This window comes from Shewanella sp. SR43-8, assembly GCF_014163775.1.
GTDB lineage: Bacteria > Pseudomonadota > Gammaproteobacteria > Enterobacterales > Shewanellaceae > Shewanella > Shewanella vesiculosa.
The window spans coordinates 236,420-254,750 of record NZ_JACJDX010000008.1 but is presented as its reverse complement, the minus strand read 5'-3'; the positions used below and the strand labels follow the sequence as shown (position 1 = coordinate 254,750).

The 18,331-nt window shown below is 42.0% G+C and carries 18 protein-coding genes; 6 read left to right on the top strand and 12 right to left on the bottom strand.

Annotated features, from left to right (window positions below; all coding sequences use genetic code 11):
- Window positions 1–109: 109 nt before the first annotated feature.
- Window positions 110–475: a RidA family protein gene (locus H5114_RS12560; RefSeq protein ID WP_124017524.1), complete on the bottom strand. Its 366-nt coding sequence runs from the start codon at window positions 473–475 to the stop codon at window positions 110–112.
- Between the two features lie 172 nt (window positions 476–647).
- On the opposite strand from H5114_RS12560, the gene H5114_RS12555 reads away from it, so the two are divergent.
- On the top strand, window positions 648–869 hold the full coding sequence (locus tag H5114_RS12555) for a cell division protein ZapB (protein ID WP_124017523.1): 222 nt from the start codon (window positions 648–650) through the stop codon (window positions 867–869).
- On the opposite strand, the gene H5114_RS12550 is transcribed toward H5114_RS12555, so the two are convergent.
- The 7 genes from H5114_RS12550 to H5114_RS12520 all read right to left on the bottom strand — a co-directional run bounded on the left by H5114_RS12550 (window position 866) and on the right by H5114_RS12520 (window position 6,624).
- Window positions 866–1,078: a DUF1107 domain-containing protein gene (locus H5114_RS12550; protein WP_124017522.1), complete on the bottom strand. Its 213-nt coding sequence runs from the start codon at window positions 1,076–1,078 to the stop codon at window positions 866–868. The genes H5114_RS12555 and H5114_RS12550 overlap by 4 nt on opposite strands.
- 581 nt (window positions 1,079–1,659) lie before the next feature.
- Window positions 1,660–2,277 carry a thiol:disulfide interchange protein DsbA/DsbL gene (locus H5114_RS12545; protein WP_124017521.1) on the bottom strand — a complete coding sequence of 206 codons (618 nt, stop codon included), beginning with the start codon at window positions 2,275–2,277 and terminating at the stop codon, window positions 1,660–1,662.
- 129 nt (window positions 2,278–2,406) lie between these two features.
- Window positions 2,407–3,408, bottom strand: a complete 1,002-nt coding sequence (locus H5114_RS12540; protein ID WP_124017520.1) for a serine/threonine protein kinase — start codon at window positions 3,406–3,408, stop codon at window positions 2,407–2,409.
- Entirely contained in the window at window positions 3,401–3,721 is a 321-nt protein-coding gene (locus tag H5114_RS12535; protein ID WP_124017519.1) for a DUF3630 family protein, read from the bottom strand. The genes H5114_RS12540 and H5114_RS12535 overlap by 8 nt, the downstream gene beginning before the upstream one ends.
- Window positions 3,722–3,747: 26 nt before the next feature.
- Window positions 3,748–5,229: a YdiU family protein gene (locus H5114_RS12530; RefSeq protein ID WP_182723127.1), complete on the bottom strand. Its 1,482-nt coding sequence runs from the start codon at window positions 5,227–5,229 to the stop codon at window positions 3,748–3,750.
- Window positions 5,219–5,479: a hypothetical protein gene (locus H5114_RS12525; protein WP_124017518.1), complete on the bottom strand. Its 261-nt coding sequence runs from the start codon at window positions 5,477–5,479 to the stop codon at window positions 5,219–5,221. Before H5114_RS12525 ends, H5114_RS12530 begins: the two co-directional genes overlap by 11 nt.
- Window positions 5,480–5,658: 179 nt before the next feature.
- Complete coding sequence (locus H5114_RS12520) at window positions 5,659–6,624, bottom strand: hypothetical protein (protein WP_182723111.1); 966 nt, start codon at window positions 6,622–6,624, stop codon at window positions 5,659–5,661.
- Window positions 6,625–6,982: 358 nt separating this feature from the next.
- On the opposite strand from H5114_RS12520, the gene H5114_RS12515 reads away from it, so the two are divergent.
- The 3 genes from H5114_RS12515 (at window position 6,983) to H5114_RS12505 (ending at window position 9,101) form a co-directional block, all read left to right on the top strand.
- Window positions 6,983–7,375, top strand: a complete 393-nt coding sequence (locus H5114_RS12515; RefSeq protein ID WP_182723110.1) for a nitrous oxide-stimulated promoter family protein — start codon at window positions 6,983–6,985, stop codon at window positions 7,373–7,375.
- A 64-nt stretch (window positions 7,376–7,439) separates the two neighbouring features.
- Window positions 7,440–8,378, top strand: a complete 939-nt coding sequence (locus H5114_RS12510) for a hypothetical protein (protein ID WP_182723109.1) — start codon at window positions 7,440–7,442, stop codon at window positions 8,376–8,378.
- Window positions 8,379–8,519: 141 nt separating this feature from the next.
- Window positions 8,520–9,101, top strand: a complete 582-nt coding sequence (locus H5114_RS12505; protein ID WP_182697782.1) for a lipid-binding SYLF domain-containing protein — start codon at window positions 8,520–8,522, stop codon at window positions 9,099–9,101.
- 508 nt (window positions 9,102–9,609) lie between these two features.
- Here the strand turns inward: H5114_RS12505 and H5114_RS12500 are convergent.
- From H5114_RS12500 to H5114_RS12485, 4 genes are all read right to left on the bottom strand, one after another.
- On the bottom strand, window positions 9,610–10,032 hold the full coding sequence (locus tag H5114_RS12500) for a hypothetical protein (RefSeq protein ID WP_182723108.1): 423 nt from the start codon (window positions 10,030–10,032) through the stop codon (window positions 9,610–9,612).
- A gap of 1,086 nt (window positions 10,033–11,118) precedes the next feature.
- Window positions 11,119–11,721 (bottom strand): hypothetical protein, encoded by a 603-nt coding sequence (locus tag H5114_RS12495; protein WP_182697781.1) that lies wholly within the window; start codon window positions 11,719–11,721, stop codon window positions 11,119–11,121.
- 206 nt (window positions 11,722–11,927) lie between these two features.
- The gene (locus tag H5114_RS12490; RefSeq protein ID WP_182723107.1) at window positions 11,928–14,249 is read right to left on the bottom strand and encodes a YgiQ family radical SAM protein; all 2,322 of its coding nucleotides are present in this window, start codon (window positions 14,247–14,249) and stop codon (window positions 11,928–11,930) included.
- A 202-nt stretch (window positions 14,250–14,451) separates the two neighbouring features.
- Entirely contained in the window at window positions 14,452–14,847 is a 396-nt protein-coding gene (locus tag H5114_RS12485) for an MAPEG family protein (RefSeq protein WP_182697779.1), read from the bottom strand.
- A 163-nt stretch (window positions 14,848–15,010) separates the two neighbouring features.
- Between H5114_RS12485 and H5114_RS12480 the strand changes: the two genes are divergently transcribed.
- Together H5114_RS12480 and H5114_RS12475 are read left to right on the top strand one after the other, a co-directional pair.
- Window positions 15,011–16,231, top strand: a complete 1,221-nt coding sequence (locus H5114_RS12480; protein WP_124017546.1) for a threonine/serine exporter ThrE family protein — start codon at window positions 15,011–15,013, stop codon at window positions 16,229–16,231.
- A 262-nt stretch (window positions 16,232–16,493) separates the two neighbouring features.
- Complete coding sequence (locus H5114_RS12475; RefSeq protein WP_404948348.1) at window positions 16,494–18,152, top strand: ShlB/FhaC/HecB family hemolysin secretion/activation protein; 1,659 nt, start codon at window positions 16,494–16,496, stop codon at window positions 18,150–18,152.
- Window positions 18,153–18,331 lie beyond the last annotated feature (179 nt).

Here is an 18,331-nt window from a genome sequence, read left to right as displayed (position 1 = left end):
CAAGCATCAATATATTTATTCAAATTGCAACAGACAAACTGTCAGTGCATGTCTGATTTTCATCGCGCGCTAATTAATCAAAGTGAATCCATTAAGGCTAATCACTGACTTAAGGCAATAACTCGTTTACCACAGCGGCAATCACTGATATTTCAACTAAGTATTCCGGCTCCGCAATCGCAGCTTGCACACATGCTCTTGCAGGAGCATGGCCCACTGGCAACCAACTATCCCATACTAGGTTCATAGCATCGTAATCTGTCATGTCTTTGAGGTAAATAGTCGCGGATAAAATATGATCGCGTCGGCTACCAGCTTGTGCCAGTAAACGATCAACCTGTTCAAGCATGCTCGCCGTTTGAGTATTAATGTCTGCGTACTTATCATTTGCAACTTGGCCACACAGGTAAACAGTATCATTATGGATCACAATACTGCTCATTCGCTCACTGACATCGTGTCGAGTAATTATCATAACTAAGTCTTTTATTACCATAGAGGGCAGATGAAAATAGCGCGATCTCAGATAAAGTACAATATAGTACGATTTATTGAATATATTTTAGCCACTTAGTTTTAAAGGCTATTCCTATAGGCCTTGTCACTGCTAGAATCGGGATTCCATCCAGAAACGTATAGGACTCCCCATGAGCCTTGAATTATTGTCCCAACTGGAAAACAAAATCCAGGCAACTCTCGAAAATATTGAGCTACTAAAAATGGAGCTTGATGAAGAGAAGCAAAAGAATGAAGCATTAGTATTACAGCAGCAAGAATTGACACAAAAAAACCAACAATTGCAGCAGGACCTAAACTCTTGGAGTGATAAGGTCAACGGCCTTGTTGGTTTATTGAATAACGAAATCTAAATGGATTGATACTGCTTTGATTGTGTTTCAATCAAGGCATTTAGTTCGCTGATAGCCTGCTTAACTTTTGGCAGGCTTTTTTTCGTCTGTAAAAAGCGGCCCTTATCAAACTCAAGTAACCCTAAGTCTTTTACCCAGATAACACCACTCAAAAAAATCCTCGCATGCTTAACAATCAATTTAGGTGCATACACAGGGAACCTTCTCATACGATTTCCTCCAACAAGATAACATATGTAAATTGCGATGAAATAACGACAATAAGTTATGTATAACTCGACAGATAGAAGTCTAAAGCATCGATAAAACCACTTAACACGACTATTCACTTTTTGTTTAGTTTTCTAGTTGAGCCACTACAAGGTTAATGTCAAAAGATTAGACCACGTGCCCGCGGAAGAGTTTCATCAATACGCTATTTTTTATTGGGTTGATCAATCCAAAAATAAAAAACGACACTTTAATGCCGCTTGCCAATATTTTGACGCCATGTTAGGATCTTTAATGTTACTCAGGGTAAAAAAGAGTTATTTAACTCATCTCCGTATCGTCTTTTATAGAGATACGGTTTTTTTTTGCCTGACACTTTTTGCTTACGGCCTTTTGATTAACGTTTTTGCCGCAACGTAATACTCGCTACCCACCACAATACACTCCCTATAAATAATGCGACCAAGCAGCTCTTTTACAGGCGAATAAGTGACGACTAGCCCTTGCCAGCATTTAAATCACAAATATTCAGGCAACAAAAAAGGAGCCTAAGCTCCTTTTAAAATATCAGCAGTTAACACTACTTTTTATTCATAGACGTTAAGTAATATGCAATATCAATTAACTCGTCATAAGATTTAATTGAGCTTGTTTCAACACGATATTTACCATTAACAACCAATGAAGGCACACCTGAAATTTTCGCATTTTCAGTATCACGCTTCATTTTAGACATCTTGGCATTCACCATAAATGATTTTGCTGCGGCATCATAAGCTTTACCATCTATGCCATTAGCAATAAATATCGCTCTGATATCATCAGGACGGGTGAACTGCTGACGTTTTTCATGGATAGCGCTAAACAAAGCTGCTTCCATTTTTTTCTCAACATTAAGCTGCTGCGCAACTGCAAATGCGCGAGACATTTCAACACCCATTTCACGACCAATAAACTCAACATGTTCCTGATTAAAGCTTACGCCTTCAGGTAAAGTCGCTTCTATTTTAGGCACCACAGTTTTAGAAAAATTAAAACAATGTGGGCAGTAAAAGGAGAAAAACTCAGTAATTTCTGGCTTGGCAGTTTCAGGGCCATCACTAATCACAGTGTAATGAACACCTTCTTTATAATCGGCAGCCATCGCAGCCATCGGCGCTAGCAAGAGTGCAGCAGCCATCAGTAATGCTTTTTTCATTTTACTTCCTTCTAATAGGCAAAATATAAATACGCTGGCTCTATCATAGTCTAGCGTTAGCCTGTAACTCAATTGCTAGCTAATTGTATTTGTAACTAAATACGATTAGGTAGTGATTATGAAATATTGTTAATTAAAACTGGGTAAACTCAGCGGAGGTTCATTGAGCGTAGATAACTGCTCTTTAAACGCTAGCGTTTGTTGTTCCCAGTACTTTATATCACCAAACCATGGAAAATTCATTGGAAATGCTGGGTCTTGCCAGCGTTTGGCTAACCACGCATTATAATGCACCATCCTGAAAGCCCTTAACGGCTCAATCAGAGCCAGCTGTTTAGCATCAAAATCACAAAACTCTTGATAGCCTTCTAATAAAATATCAAGTTGCAACAACTGTTGATGGCGATCACCAGTTAACATCATCCACAAATCTTGTATTGCTGGGCCTTGCCTTGCATCGTCTAAGTCAACAAATCCGGGGCCGTCTGGGGTCCATAAAATATTACTAGGGTGCAAGTCTCCGTGCAGGCGTATAGGCGTAAAACGATGTTGCTGCCATATCTGCTTGGCTTTATCTAAGACCTGCTCAACTACGGTAAAAAAAGCCGTTTGCATCGCGCTTGAAACCATATCACTTTCACGTAAATAGCGATAAGACTCATCTCCCAAAATCTCCGGCGTTAGCGATTCACGGTACTTAAAAGGTTGTGTTGCACCATACTGATGAATTCGCCCAATAAAACGGCCCACCGATTCGAGTTGATCTAAATTATCAACTTCAAATGCCCGGCCACCAATAGAGGGGAATAGTCCAAAACGATAACCTTGATACTCAAATAAGGTTTTACCCTCGATAACCACAGGAACAGCAATAGGAATATCTTCGGCCGCTAAAGCCAAGGCGTAATCATGTTCTTCTTGAATTTGCTCATTACTCCAACGATGTGGTCGATAGAACTTGACCACATAGCGCCTCCCTTGGTCGCAACGGAACTGATACACTCTATTTTCGTAACTGTTTAGCGCTAATAATCCCGTCTCAGGGAAAATACCAATGCTTTCAATGGCATCAAGAATGAGATCGGGTCTCAGTGCCTGAAAATGAAATTCTGCGCCAGTACGGTTATCCATGTATGCCTTCTTTAGTCGTTTGAATATGTGGAGCAAGTAGCGTTAACAAAAATGCTAGTACGTCTAGTTCTGCAGCGCTATCGGTAGATATCCAACAAATATCACCATAAAACTCATAATGTAACCATAGAGGACTGCCTTCAAAGTTCAGCAACCATTGGTGGCGATCTGCGCCCCATTGGCGCTCACGGATTTCGCAATCAAGTGCCGCCGCCAGCGGTTCTGCAAATCGTTCAAACTGCTCAAAATCCACCTCAGCTTTAATAATAAGACTTAATGCTGCGGGATCTAATTGGGCTGACAATAATTTCATAAATTAACTCGACTAAAATAATTCAATTAACTGCTGCAAGACATAATTAGGCCTTGCCCCCATTCTGGTGGGCGTTTAGCAAAATCTTCCATCTCGGGCTGTTCGTCAAAAGGACGACTTAACAATTGTTGGAGTTGCAATAACTTACTGTTATCGCCACTTTCTTCTATATCAATAATGGCCTCTTGCGCGAGGTAATTACGCAAAATGTATTTCGGGTTAACACTATTGCGATCACCTTGCCACGCATTGACATCTGCCACTTCACCCACTCGCTTTTGATAAGCTTGATACCAAGTATCAAAGCCTGCAAGATCGACCATATCATCACGTAAAGTACAATAAGAGCTACTCGGGTCAATTTGACCCACACGACGTAAACTATTGGTGTAATCAAGTTGATTCGCTTCCAGTAAAACAGTTAACTGCCCCACGAGCTGTAAATCTTGCTGATCCAGCTCAGCTTGAGCCGCCTGAGTGCATGTATTTGAGTTAATGCTCGCTTGAGGCAGCCCTAATTTGGCGCGCATTAGGCTTAAATACTGGTTAACTAATTCAGTTTGATAAGTATTTAATGCCGCAATTAAATCATCAGCATCAATAATGGGCGAGAGTGCTTGGGCTAAACGTTTAAGGTTCCACAGACCTACTCCGGGCTGCTGGCCAAATGCATAACGGCCCTCGTGATCAGAGTGGTTACAGATAAAGTTTTCTTTAAAAGTATCTAAAAATGCAAAGGGGCCAAAGTCGAAGGTGTCACCGAGTATCGACATATTGTCGGTATTCATTACCCCGTGAGCAAAACCAATGGACTGCCAATGGGCAATCATTTTTGCAGTAGATTGCACCACCTCATAAAACCACTGCTTATAACCCGCAGCATCGGCGGATAAGTGGGTAAAGTGCTGCTGAATCGTAAAATTCACTAATTGAGTCAACTTACCAGCATCACCGCTTTCACTGTGAAAAAAATATTCAAAATGACCAAAACGAATATGACTTTTAGCCAGGCGTACCGTAATAGCTGCTGTTTCTTGGCTTTCACGCCATACAGGTAAGTCGGAACCGATAACGGCTAATGCGCGGCTTGTGGGCACATTAAGCGCCGCAAGCGCTTCTGATACTAAAAACTCGCGCACCGCAGAGCGCATTACTGCCCGGCCATCACCTTGGCGAGAGTAAGGTGTTGGGCCGCCACCTTTTAACGCGACATCCCAAGCACCATTAGGGCCAATAGCTTCACCTAATATAATTGAGCGACCATCGCCTAATCTGGGAGTGTAACCGCCAAATTGATGACCACTATATACTTGCGCATAATAACTGGCGCCAGGCGCGGCATAGTTAGCCGATAACTGCATCAGCAATTCATTATTAGGTTTTTGTAATCCAATCAGTTTCGCGGCGTCATCACTCCAACCAAGCCAATGAGGATTGCTGATGGGTAGCGGATAAACTTGTGAATAAAATCCGTCTAATTGTTCAAAAAAATCTTGCTTAAAGTGCATCATATACAGCACCAACAACCTGACTTTTACATTGTAATTGCTGTTGTTCATTTACCTGACACTGTTCACCACAAGCAAAAGCTTTCTCTGCTGGCAATGATGATGCCTGTAAGCGTAACATTCCTGCACCTTTAGCTTGGCATTGTTCTAATGAATTGTAATAACCAGAAATATGCTCTTGCAGGACAATTTGCGTCGGCACAGGCGTGTGGTCAGCCACATAAAATAAGGTCCATTCTGGAGTACGCATACACCCGCCAAGTAAGACAAGCGTGGCAGTTATCAGCAATATTGTAGTCAATGTACGGGTCATTAATATCATTTTAAACCTTAAAATCATTGGATCTGAAGCAACAAAAAAGCGAACCAAGGTCCGCTTTCCTTTTGAATATCATACCTGATATCCATGCAACAGTATTGATTAGCCTATTAGCTCGCTTTAGCTTTAGCTTTTTCGATGCGTTTTATTCGCCCTTCAAACCCAGTGACAGTTCCATCAGTTAACTGGTATTCAAGTGCTTGCTGGCACACCTTAAGCGCTTCATCAAATTGACCAACATCATTTAACAAGGTTGATAACTGCATAAACGCTGGCGCTTTGATATCGTCAGTATTTTTTTGAGCCACATGCTGCTGATGCAGTGAGCGATATACCTCTAGATAGGTTAACTGCAATGCTGCGCCATATTGGCAATAATCAGCTTGCTTACGCATTTTATAACAATGGTTAATCACACTGACTAAACCATCATGCTGACCTTGAAGATCTGTGGCATTGTTGGCTACTTCAACCTGCTGTTGCAAACTCTCACTAGCCCAATCGCCTTTAGCTGACTCCAAACTCAATCCTCCAGCTTGGAGAGTCGACACTGCAGTCGCAGATGTGTCCACGGATCTAGTTTCAGCATGAGTCAAGCTCTCTGGAGTTTCAGAATCATTTGGCTCAGCATCTGGCTCGGTCGTGAGTTTTATGTTTGGAGTATCGACGGGTGAAGCGTTCACTGATGGACTCTTAGCATGACTCAAGGTATCTGTAGTTTCAGAATCATTTAGCTCTGCATCAGGCTCGGTCGTGAGTTCTGCTTGTTGGGTATCGACAGGCGAAGTATTAGCGGTTGTACTTGGTTCATCGACCAATGTAGCCGATGTGCTCTGAGGGGCATTAATTACAGAATCGCCTAAAACGGCATCAGCTGCCGGTTTATCTAATTCCTTATGCTCTGCATCAGTCGTATCGGTAGCGGCTGGCGATGACGGTTGAGCAACTTCAGATGATGACGAATGCGCAGCGGCATTGCTATCGGTTTTATCAAGTTCTTGTTTTGCCACTGCTTGAGTGCGTCTGTATAGGTACAGAGCAATTGCAACCAATACGAGCATTAAAATGATCTTCATTAGGCTTCCACCTTGCTGATTAAGTGCCATAACACACTATTTGTTCTCACTCACAACGACATTTATTGTGAGGTAATGTAAAGGGTTAATGATAGCGCGCTGTTTTTTTAAGCATCTACCATTATTATTTCAATGTACACTATAAAAGCGACTATTTATCTATTTTAATCTGTAAAAAGGCATACATAGCCGATCATTTGAGCACTGGTTCAATCTTTTTTGCGATCTTAACCTCATATAAAGTTAATTTTGGGCCGAATATCAAAGTTAACCACACTCAGTTTGTCAGCTGTTATCATCGAGCTTACACTGCCAATATCAGACTATTTTACTAAGGTATTAAATCGAGGATAACCTTATGGCTGAAGCAGAATTATTGAGTGACCAATTACTCTATGAGTTTCGCACTATGCAAGCTATGGTGGAAATCTACTGTAAAGTGCACCACCCACTCAAACCAGCCAGAGATGTGTGCCTACAATGTAGTGAGTTTCTAAGCTATGCCAACACTCGTTTAGATCGTTGCCCCTACGGCCAACAAAAACCAACGTGTAATAAATGCCCAGTGCACTGCTACAAACCCCATATGAAACAAAGAGCCCGTGAAATTATGATGTTTGCTGGGCCAAGAATGTTATTACCACATCCCATTATGGCGATTAAGCATTTACTTGCTGAGCGTAAACCTGCACCAGGTTTACCACCAGAAAAAGCCTCAAACAGACATTTTCGCAAAGCTGAGCAAGGTTAACAATCGTAAACTACTTGCTTTGCAGAAAGTAGGTTAGTATTCACTGTCGTCCAAGAGAGTGAAAATGAACCAATTTAACGATTTATTTATTCAAACATACTGGTGGCTTTCCTTACTCGGAGGCATTCATTGCCTTGGAGTGGGCGTGTATGTTCATTATATTTATCAAAGCAGCACTCGCAGCCATAGCCTACTCGCGGGAATATTTTTACTCATCGGTTGTTATTTTTTAACCGGGTTGCTAACACAAGAAACAGCTCCAATACCAATCCATTTGGCCCTAACGTTATTCATTCCAATCTATTTTTTACTCATGCCCATGCTGTATTTATATTGTAAAAGCAGCTTAACCGAACAAGACTACCAACCACTGATCATTAAACATTTTGGCGGGGCTATTCTTGCTGCCTTAGTCACCAGTTCAGCCATCTTGTTTCATATTCGTATCGCCCCTAAAAACTTACAAAACACTATTACATCACTCGCTGAGTTAAACACGATTAACCTACTAGCAGTCATTTTACCCCTATTATTAATGCTGCAAACCATGGGTTATTCTTGGGCGATTTATCGCTTGTTATCACGCTATCGACCACAATATTTAGCCAGTAGGCAACCTAACTTACAAGTTATTCGTTTTCGCTGGTTAAGCGTATTAACCATAGGTATTTTGATTAATTGGGTGCTGCGAATTGTATTGGTATACTTACCATTTTACTTAGGCGATTCAGTATCCTTGTTAATTCAAGCAGTAACTCAATTAAGCCTTCTATTCACAGTCTATGTGTTTGCCTTGTATGGTATCCATCAAGTCACACGATCAGCCTATTTGCGCGGTGCACTCAACGCCAGCAGCAAAGATGATACGTCACACTCGCAACTTAAAGCTCATTCGCTACTAGACGATGAAGAAATCACCTATTTACAGCAGTTAATGACCAATAAAGATGGACGCGATACCAGTCAATACGCGACTAAAAATAGCAGTGATAAAAAAGACTAACGGCGCATGTCTCACGTTAACATTATGCTTAAAAGCGTATTGCGAGTAGCCGAATATAAATGTTTATTAACGCACGCTATGTAAGGGTTATGCTACTCTAAGGCCAGTTTTATCATGACAATATAGTCACCGAGGTTATTTATGAAACGTTCAATTAGCTTAGTGTTTTCTAGTTTTCTTGTGTTATTAAGCTTCGCGTTTTCAGCTCCTAGTTTTGCTGACGAAGCAGCTTATAACGATGCAACTACCAATTTTAAAAAGGCCAATGAAAGCCGACATTTATTTGATTCAGCTTATGGTTATGCAATCTTCCCCAGTGTCGCCAAAGGGGGTATAGGTATTGGTGCTGCTTATGGTAACGGTCGAGTGTATCAGGCAGGCTCGTACATGGGTGATTCTACATTAACCCAACTATCAATCGGTTTTCAGCTAGGCGGCCAGGCCTATAGCGAAATAATCTTCTTTAAAGATGCCAAAGCATACAATGATTTTACTAGCGGCAGTTTTGAGTTTAGCGCTCAAGCGTCAGCAGTAGCGATTAACCTTGGTGCTAATGCTCAAGTTGGCACCACAGGTAATTCTGCGGGTGCAGGACAAGCTGGCAGTAACCATGCTGCGACTGCAGCCTACATCAATGGCATGGCGATATTTACCGCCGCTAAAGGTGGATTAATGTTTGAAGCCGCCCTAGCAGGTCAGTCATTTACTTTTGATGGTAAGTAACCGCGACGAGTCTTAACACTCTTAAGTACATAACATTCAGGCTGCCATTGGCAGCCTGAATTATTTTGAATAAGTGGTTTTTAAGGTATGGCCTGTGGCCACTAACGCTTAAGATCGCAAGGTTCCACCCTGCACGGGCCAAAAGAGGATCAACAGCAATCCCCTCTTGGATCACCCCTGCCGTTCCGGCAACATTTTCGCTGTTTAACCAAACAACGGCAGCGAAAAAATTGCAACGGAAATTTATCCAGCTTGAAACCTCATTTGAATCCTGCCTCGGCCTTATTCAAAAATGCTAACGCTTCCGATGGGGCGTCCCTTCCCCTCGAAAGCTAGCTCGCCATCCATGGCTAGCTCACGCTATTTTCTTCAACGTCCTCAAGTTCAGAGTTGAATTTATCCATTTTTAAGTAGAGACCAGATCGCTTTTTGGACAGAAATGAGTTAATAGCGAGCACTGTAAAAGGCGGTAAATAGTTGGCTAAAACTTGCAAGGAACGAGCACAAGTTAACTACTTTGCTTAATAGCCTTTATTAAATTTTTTGGATCGTTTGTACCCAGAAAAACAGTTGTGCCATCTTTAAGTTTTAATTCAACAGCCGTTAGACCAGAAACATTATATAACCATCCAGTTGAGATTAACCGAATTCCAAGCCCGTAGTACCATTTTGTTCTTATCTCTTGCGCCGACTCAATTTCAGATATCTTTATTGATTTATTCCAAAATTTTGGACCAAAAAACCATTTTATCTCTCCATCTTCAACTTTGATTGTTAATGCTGAAAAAAGAATTGAAACCAAACCTACAATTAAATACGCAAATCCAATAGGTTCGGTAGGTTGAGTTACCGAAGCAAAGATAAGCACTAATGTTACAACTCCCATAACAGAAATCATCGCGATTCCAAGCTGAGTGTTTTTATACTGCATGACAAGCTCCTTTTACAGTTAATGTTTTAGTATTTATGCGTTGCGCTGTTTGCGACGCATAAATCGCTTATTAGACTTGGGCGATGCCATATCAAACTTTAATCGGTATGTTTTATGCTATAGAAATTCGCTGTTTTACAGTAGTTTTTTGTACAACTTTGTATCTAATCACCTTTTCTAATTACATCTTTTAAGAAAGGTTTTCGATTTTATAGCTTTTATATTGCCCGGTTATGAGTTTCTCCAAGATATACCTTACTGACACGTTTTGGGTCAAAAACAAGTTAGCATTTAACTTAACATTCGTACCAAATGAAGCTAAATCGAAGAGATAGAATGATCCAGTGTAGATGCGACTGAGGGTATCGAAAACAGGGACGTTTTCGTTAAGCGGCCATGGATGGCGCAAAGCGTCCCGAAGCAGTATCTGCACATAAGCCCACTGCAAGTGATTGACTACATTGAAGGTAAAAGCTTCAAACTCATTTAACCAATACCCACTCAGCTAAACACCACTCAACCAATCATAAAAAATACCAAACCTTCATTCGTAGGCCAACAAACTTTGGGGGCACAAACGAGTTAGTTTTCTTGACTTGGAAATGGACCGATTCAACTCTGAACTTGAGGACGTTGAAGACTCTTTATAAAAGAATGCGTGAACCTGACTGGACATCAGACTAGCTTTCGCGGTACAGGATGTACCATCGGAAGCGTTAGCATTTTCACTCCTTATTACAAGATGGGCCGAAGCAGGATTCAAACGAGGCCGAAAGCTAGATTAGTTTCCGTCGCGACCTTTTCGCTGTTCAGAAAATGTTGCCGGAACGCTGAGGGTTTGCAAAGGGGTACAAGCGCTTTACCCATTTGCTCTGGTGTGGGTGAAGCGCCACGACGTTAGTGGCCGCAGGCCATAAATACAAAAGTGCAAAAGTACAAACCTGGATCCCTGCTCACGAACATTACCGGGATGACGATTAAATTAGCCTGCGTAAGAAGACAACCTACTAACTTACTCTGGTATGGGCGAAGCACCACAACGCTAGTGGCCGTAGGCCATGCCAAACCGATAAACCTACCAAAAACCTATTTATATCCCCAAGGGGCTGGCGGTAATGCAACTGGTTGAGATAAATCAAACTCAACTTTAAAGTCGCGATTTTCTCTGGTTAACCGATAAGTAAAAGTATTGGCTTCAATCATCATTTGCCACTCGTTAGTGACCGATTGCGTTAAGCCATGTTGCTTAAAGTTGGCAATAGATTCATCGTCTACTGGAAACGTTTGCAAGTTGGCTGTGCCAGTATCACGGGTCTCTCCACCATACATAGTCACTTTGTCATCGCTGCCATCTTTATGGCGATGATCATGCTTTAAGCGCAATCCGGTATCGGTTTGAGTTATCACCCAAGTGCGAGAGTGATCATCGCCAACATGAAATGGAATACGCAGCTGATGATCGGTGCATTCTCTTACATGCATAACTAATGGTTTGCCACTAAAGCCATCTCCTTCACTGCCACCAGCAGTGATCTTACCGGCAAAAGCTTTACCACAAAGAGCGCTAATCGCTTCAAAAAATTGCTGTTGCTGTACCGAGTTTGCGGCATAAGCAGGATTAACCAACATAGTGCTACCACACAGTAATACCCCACTAAGGTATCCGCTCAGCCTAATTAACGTTGGCATAATGATCATTCCTTGTTTATCAAATAATTAGATTTTAAAACGATTAAATCGATAAAGAGTCATAGTGTAAAACACTTATCACTATTCGCTACAGTATTAGCGACAGTATTAGCCCACATTACCTTGTTATTGAATCTATTGCTGCTAGAAAAACAAAACCCGCAAATGTTAATGCGGGTTTTATGACAATAAGTTAACGTGTTAGCTTACTTAGCGTATTTAGACTTAGTCGCCCAAGTGGTCGCTTTAGCTGGACGCTTAGCGCCCTGGCTTTTGGGTGCTTGCCCATTTGCCGCTTGACCCGAAGCCTTAGCTGGAGACTTTGGTTTCTGCCCTACTGGCTTAGCACTGCCTTTATCCGCTTTAGTGTTACCTTTACGGTCTTCAAACTGATCGGCAGAAAAACGGGTCATCGCCTTTTGGCCGCCTTGTTCTTTTGCTTTAAGCGACGGCTTTTGGCCCCACTTCACTTTAGTTTGCTCGTTACGCGTTTCTGGTGGTACCAAATGATTTGGACCATTACCAATTAACGACTCTTTACCCATGGCGACTAACGCTTCACGGATCATCGGCCAGCCGACAGGGTCGTGGTAACGTAACAAAAATTTATGCAATTTACGCTGGCGGCCTTTTTTCGGCACTGTCACTTGTTCACTGTCATGTTTAATGTTTTTCAGTGAGTTAAGTTCGGTATGATAAATAGTGGTCGCATTGGCCATCGGCGATGGATAAAAATTTTGTACTTGATCCAATTTAAACTTCTGACCTTTTAACCATAATGCCAAATTGACCATGTCTTCATCGGTAGTACCAGGATGCGCCGAAATAAAGTACGGAATTAAAAACTGCTCTTTACCCGCCTCTTTAGAAAACTTATCAAACAGCTCTTTAAACTTGTCATAGGTTCCCATACCTGGCTTCATCATTTTACTGAGTGGGCCTTCTTCGGTATGTTCAGGGGCAATTTTTAAATAACCACCCACATGATGTTTAGCTAACTCTCGAATATATTCTGGGTTTTCGATAGCCAAGTCGTAACGTACACCCGAAGCGATTAGCACTTTTTTAATGCCAGGTACTTCACGCGCCGCTTTGTATAAGTCGATGGTATGTTTATGGTCGGTGCCCAGATGGCCACAAATAGACGGGAACACACACGATAAACGTCGGCAGGTTTTCTCTGCTTTCTCACTGGTACAACCTAAACGGTACATGTTTGCCGTTGGGCCACCCAAGTCAGAAATAACACCGGTAAAACCTGGCACTTTTTCTTGAATGTCTTTAATTTCTTTGATGATCGACTCTTGCGAGCGACTTTGAATAATTCGCCCTTCATGCTCGGTAATCGAACAGAATGAACAACCACCAAAACAACCACGCATGATATTGATTGATGTCTTAATCATGTCATAAGCTGGAATTTTTTCTTTGCCATACATCGGATGCGGGATGCGTTGATACGGTAAATCGAATACCGCATCCATCTCGTCAGTGTTTAATGGCCACGCTGGTGGGTTTACCCATACACCACGGTTGGCATCATGTGGTTGAAACAAGGCACGGGCACAACCCGGATTTTGCTCTTGGTGCAAAATACGCGAGGCATGGGCATACAAATACTTATCTTCGCTGACCTTGTTATAGGCAGGAAGCAGCACATAGGTTTTTTCCCATGGCTTTGGACGCGGCGGTTGCACGCTAATGGCTTTGGGCGCATCGTTATCGAAAATCTTTTCGTCTGTTGGGCCAGATAAATTACTGCAACCAACATCATCAGCACCATATGGGCTAGGTAATGGCTCAATTTTATGTAATTGGTCAATTTTGCGTGAATCCATGCCGCGCCAACCGGGCATAGGTTCTTTGCGCATTGTTGCGGTACCACGAACATCGTCAATATCGCCAATGGCTTCACCCGCAGCAATACGGCGTGCAACTTCCATTAATGGTCTTTCAGCATTGCCGTAAATTAAAATGTCGGCTTTGGCGTCAAAAATGACACTGCGACGGACTTTATCTGACCAATAATCGTAATGAGCAATACGGCGTAAGCTGGCTTCAATGCCGCCAATCACAACCGGTACATCTTTAAAGGCTTCTTTACAACGCTGAGTGTACACGGTTACCGCACGATCTGGGCGTTTACCACCAATATCTCCGGCAGTATAGGCATCATCATGACGTAACTTGCGGTCTGCTGTGTAACGGTTAATCATCGAATCCATGTTGCCAGCGGTTACCCCAAAAAACAGATTTGGGCGACCCAGCTGCATAAAGTCTTCTTTGTTTGACCAGTCTGGCTGCGAAATAATACCCACACGATAACCTTGAGCTTCTAACATTCGCCCAATCACCGCCATACCAAAGCTAGGATGGTCAACATACGCGTCGCCAGTCACGACAATAATATCGCAACTATCCCAACCTAAAATATCCATCTCTTTGCGAGACATAGGTAAAAAAGGTGCAGTTCCGTAGCATTCAGCCCAAAACTTTGGATAATTAAATAACGTTGACTCAACTTGCATGTATATGACCTACATAAATGGGGAAAACCAGTCTAACTGATCCGATGACAACATCAGCCTACAGCTGAATTTAACGGACGCGGAGTATAGCAGTACAGCGACACTAAGTGTGACTAAAAAAACATCAAAAGTGAAATATTTTTATCCTTTTATAACCTTGTAAAACACATGGGAATATTGCTATTCCCTTATGCTTTCAATGTTATAACCCAAGAAAGAAGCCAATATTAGCGACCGCTAAGGTTAATAGCACAATCCACGTGATTAATACGCCCCAAAAACGGCCAAAATGATAGCCACCTTGACCTTGATTTAATCCAATAGCATGTAATAAGCGCGCCACAATCCAAGCTGTGCCCAAACAATGTATCAAGTAAACTGGCATGCCATTTAATTCAGCCAACGCTAACAAAATAAGTACTATGGGTGCATTTTCAATTAAATTGCCATGCGCTCGAATCGCAATCGATAATCCTTGGTGACCACCATCACCGATACCTATTTTATTTGCGCGACGAAATTTAACCACTTTGTACGATAATGCTAAAACCAATACCGCCGTTAAACCCGCGTATAAACCCGATATCATCAATGTCATGTGTTATTCCTTGAGTCGACTATATTATTGTTATTACATCAATCTTTAACATATTGATGCTATACCAACATTTTGGATCAGTTTGGCTGTAAACACACGCCTTAATCGGTTAATATTCGCGCCAAAACTAGCTCAACACCCTAACAAGAGTGACTATCGCCCAGTGGATAATCAGGATTTTTTAGAAAAACGCCGATTTATTATTAAGTTAGGAAAATACTTACATAAGTTTGGTACGCCTGCGTATCGCTTAGAATCCCACTTGCAAACGGTATGTAGCACGCTCGGTATTGAAGGTTACTTTTTAATATCACCGACTTCGATGACTTTTGTACTGCAACACGATACTGAACAAGAGTATAACCATGTCGCTCGCGTCAAACCTGGTGACCTCGATTTAGGTTCATTAGCACGCACTTTTGAGTTAGTGGAAGAGCTTAGTTCTGGCCAGCGCACTCTGCAAGAAGCGTTAGAGCGCCTAGAAGAAATCGCCAATAAACCCAATCCTTATGGCCATAAACTCACCTTATTAGCTTTTGGCTCAAGTGCGGGTGCCTTTGCCATGTTAATGGGTACTGGTTGGCATGACGTTTTTTGGTCGGCTATTTTAGGCTTACTGGTATACAGCCTCGTTTTTTGGGCTGAACGTTCAAAACGTATTGCAGAAATGCTTGAGCCTATGGCGGCGGTCGTTTGCGCTATCTTGGCAACAGGGATTGCGCAATTTGACCCGAGTATCAATTTACCTGTGACCATTTTATCGGGGATTATTATTTTTGTTCCTGGTCTTGCGCTCACGCTTGGCTTAGCGGAGCTTGCCGCCCGCGACTTAATCTCGGGTACTGCACGTATCATGGATGCAGTCATGCAGTTGTTTAAACTGTATTTTGGTGCAGTGCTTGGCATGACCATAGGGAAAGCGATATTTGGCGAAACCATTTATGTCGAACCGATACCACTGCCGCGCTGGGCGATTTGGTCTGCTGTACCGCTATTGTCTATGTCACTGGTGATTATCTTTAAAGCACGCTTAAAAGACTCTCCTTGGGGCGTGTTTGCTGGCATTGTGGCCTTTTTCTCTGCCATGCTCGGCGGTATCTACTTAGGTGAATCTATTGGCATTTTTGTCGGCGCGCTCGCGGTAGGTATTTATTCGAACCTATACGCCCGTTGGATGAAGGCACCAGTGTCGATTGCGTTACTCCAAGGTATTGTTATTCTTGTTCCGGGTAGCAAAACTTATATCGGCTTAAATGCACTTATCTCAGGTGAAACGATGCTGAATCAAGCCCATTTAGGCTCACAAATATTCCTCATTTTTATGTCCTTAATCGCAGGACTCATTTTTGCCAACGTAATCGTACCTCCTCGCCGTTCCTTGTAAGCCTCCGATTATTATATTTCAAACAGCATAAGGGCATGATATATACAGCCCTTATGTTGTTAACAATCTAAATACCCTTATCTTTTTAGTGGCTAAATGAAATATTTATTTAAGCTACATGTTTGACTATGATGTTATTCAGGTATGATACAAAACAAAGAGGCAACATAATAATTTCATATTAGAAACAATTACCCTTTGTTGCTGACCTCTTAAAAAACATAACAATAAAAATAAGGACGAAGCTATGCCAATCATATTTATGGCAGCATTTATTTTCTTCATCCTGCTGACTTCGCAGAGTGTTCAAGCTGAGGTTGCAGCCACTCAGTCACAGCTAACCGCCAACGATGACTCTGACATCAATGAGCAATCGACAACTAATAAGCACCTGGTTGATAAGGTCGCTAAAATCGTTATTGTTAGTCACCCTATTTTTGATGAGTCAGCACCAGATGCTATCTTTTTACATCGCTGGGCTAACTATTTGCACATCAACACCAAAGAATCGACCATTCTCAATAGCTTAAGCTTTGAACAAGGCGATAAGATCACCGAGAAAGATCTGCAAGAAGCGCAGCGATTGTTGCGTTACGAATCTTATATTCGCGATGCTAAAATTAATATTGCCAGAAAAGACCCATTGGCAACCGATAATGTTGAAGATGTGGTGTTAGTCGAAACATGGGATAACTGGTCATTATTACCCACGGTAAGCTTGAGCAAAAATGGTGGCGACACTAAATATTCTTTTGGTATGAAAGAAGATAACCTACTGGGACTAGGGGTTAAAACCAAAATAAAATACCAATCAAGTGCCGATCGTACCGGTTATAAATTAGCTTTTGATGCTCCAGTAAGATGGCTTAAACACGCGAATGTGTCGGTTGATTTTTACGACAACAGTGACGGTCAAGCATCCTCAATTGCCTTTAATAAGCCCTTTTATACCCTCGATAGCCAAAATATGTATGCAGCGTCGTGGTTAACCGACACTCGCATTGATACCATTAGACAAAATGGTCAAGACATTAACGAGTTTGAGCATGTTATTGATTATGCAAACTTAGGTTATGGTTGGCTAGTCGATAAACAAGCGGATCAATTGCATCGTATCAGTGTCGGTATTACCCAAGACCAACATCAATTCAATAATATAGACTTATATCCTCAGTCACCATTACCTTATGATCGTGAATTTATGTATCCATGGATCAGCTACGAATATGTCCAAGATCAATTCACAGTCCTAAATAATATTCACCTGATTAATAAAAACGAAGACTTTAATTTGGGCTGGCATCATAGGGTCAGTTTAGGGTTAGAAACCAATGACGTCGCTGATAATGCCGATCTCGGCTACCACTTAACCATGCTAAGTACCCGTGGCTGGCAAAAAGACAATCAATTATTGCTCATGACTATCGATGGCCAGACCGATATTCAAACGGGTCAACAGGACTTTTATAATGTCGGTTTAGGGGCTGAATTTTTCCATCAAATTAGCCCAAAGTGGACGGCCTACTCAAAGGCCCGCATTGCCACTTCGCACAATAATTACCTTGACCGAACTTTTGCCCTTGGCGATGAAACCGGCGTGCGCGGTTACCCTAATGACTATCAACATGGTGACAACCACTGGTTACTTACTGGTGAGATCCGTTATTACCCTAATATTAACTTATATCAACTGGCCGAATTAGGCTGGGCAGTATTTGCTGACATTGGCGAAGCAAGCGGCGGCACAGATCAGCAAAATGAAGTCAATGGCCCTATCGGCAGTGTTGGCATCGGCGCGCGCATTTACTCCCCTAAATCAAGCTACGGTAACGTAGCCCATGTTGATATTGCCGTCCCTATCACCACAGGTAATGACATCAATGCCTGGGAATTTAGATTCCAAGTTAAGGACCATTTTTAAAGCGGTAGGTAGACCGTTTAGTTACGATAAACTTTCGCAAAGTAGTCAGCACTAAATGCTTTATGTGCTGCAATATAGACTTGGTGACCAAAAACGGTCTCAACTGGTGGCCACAAAGCCAGCTTGTAAAGCAGCGGCTTAACGAAAAAAGGAGTAAACAATAAATTGTTCACTCCTTT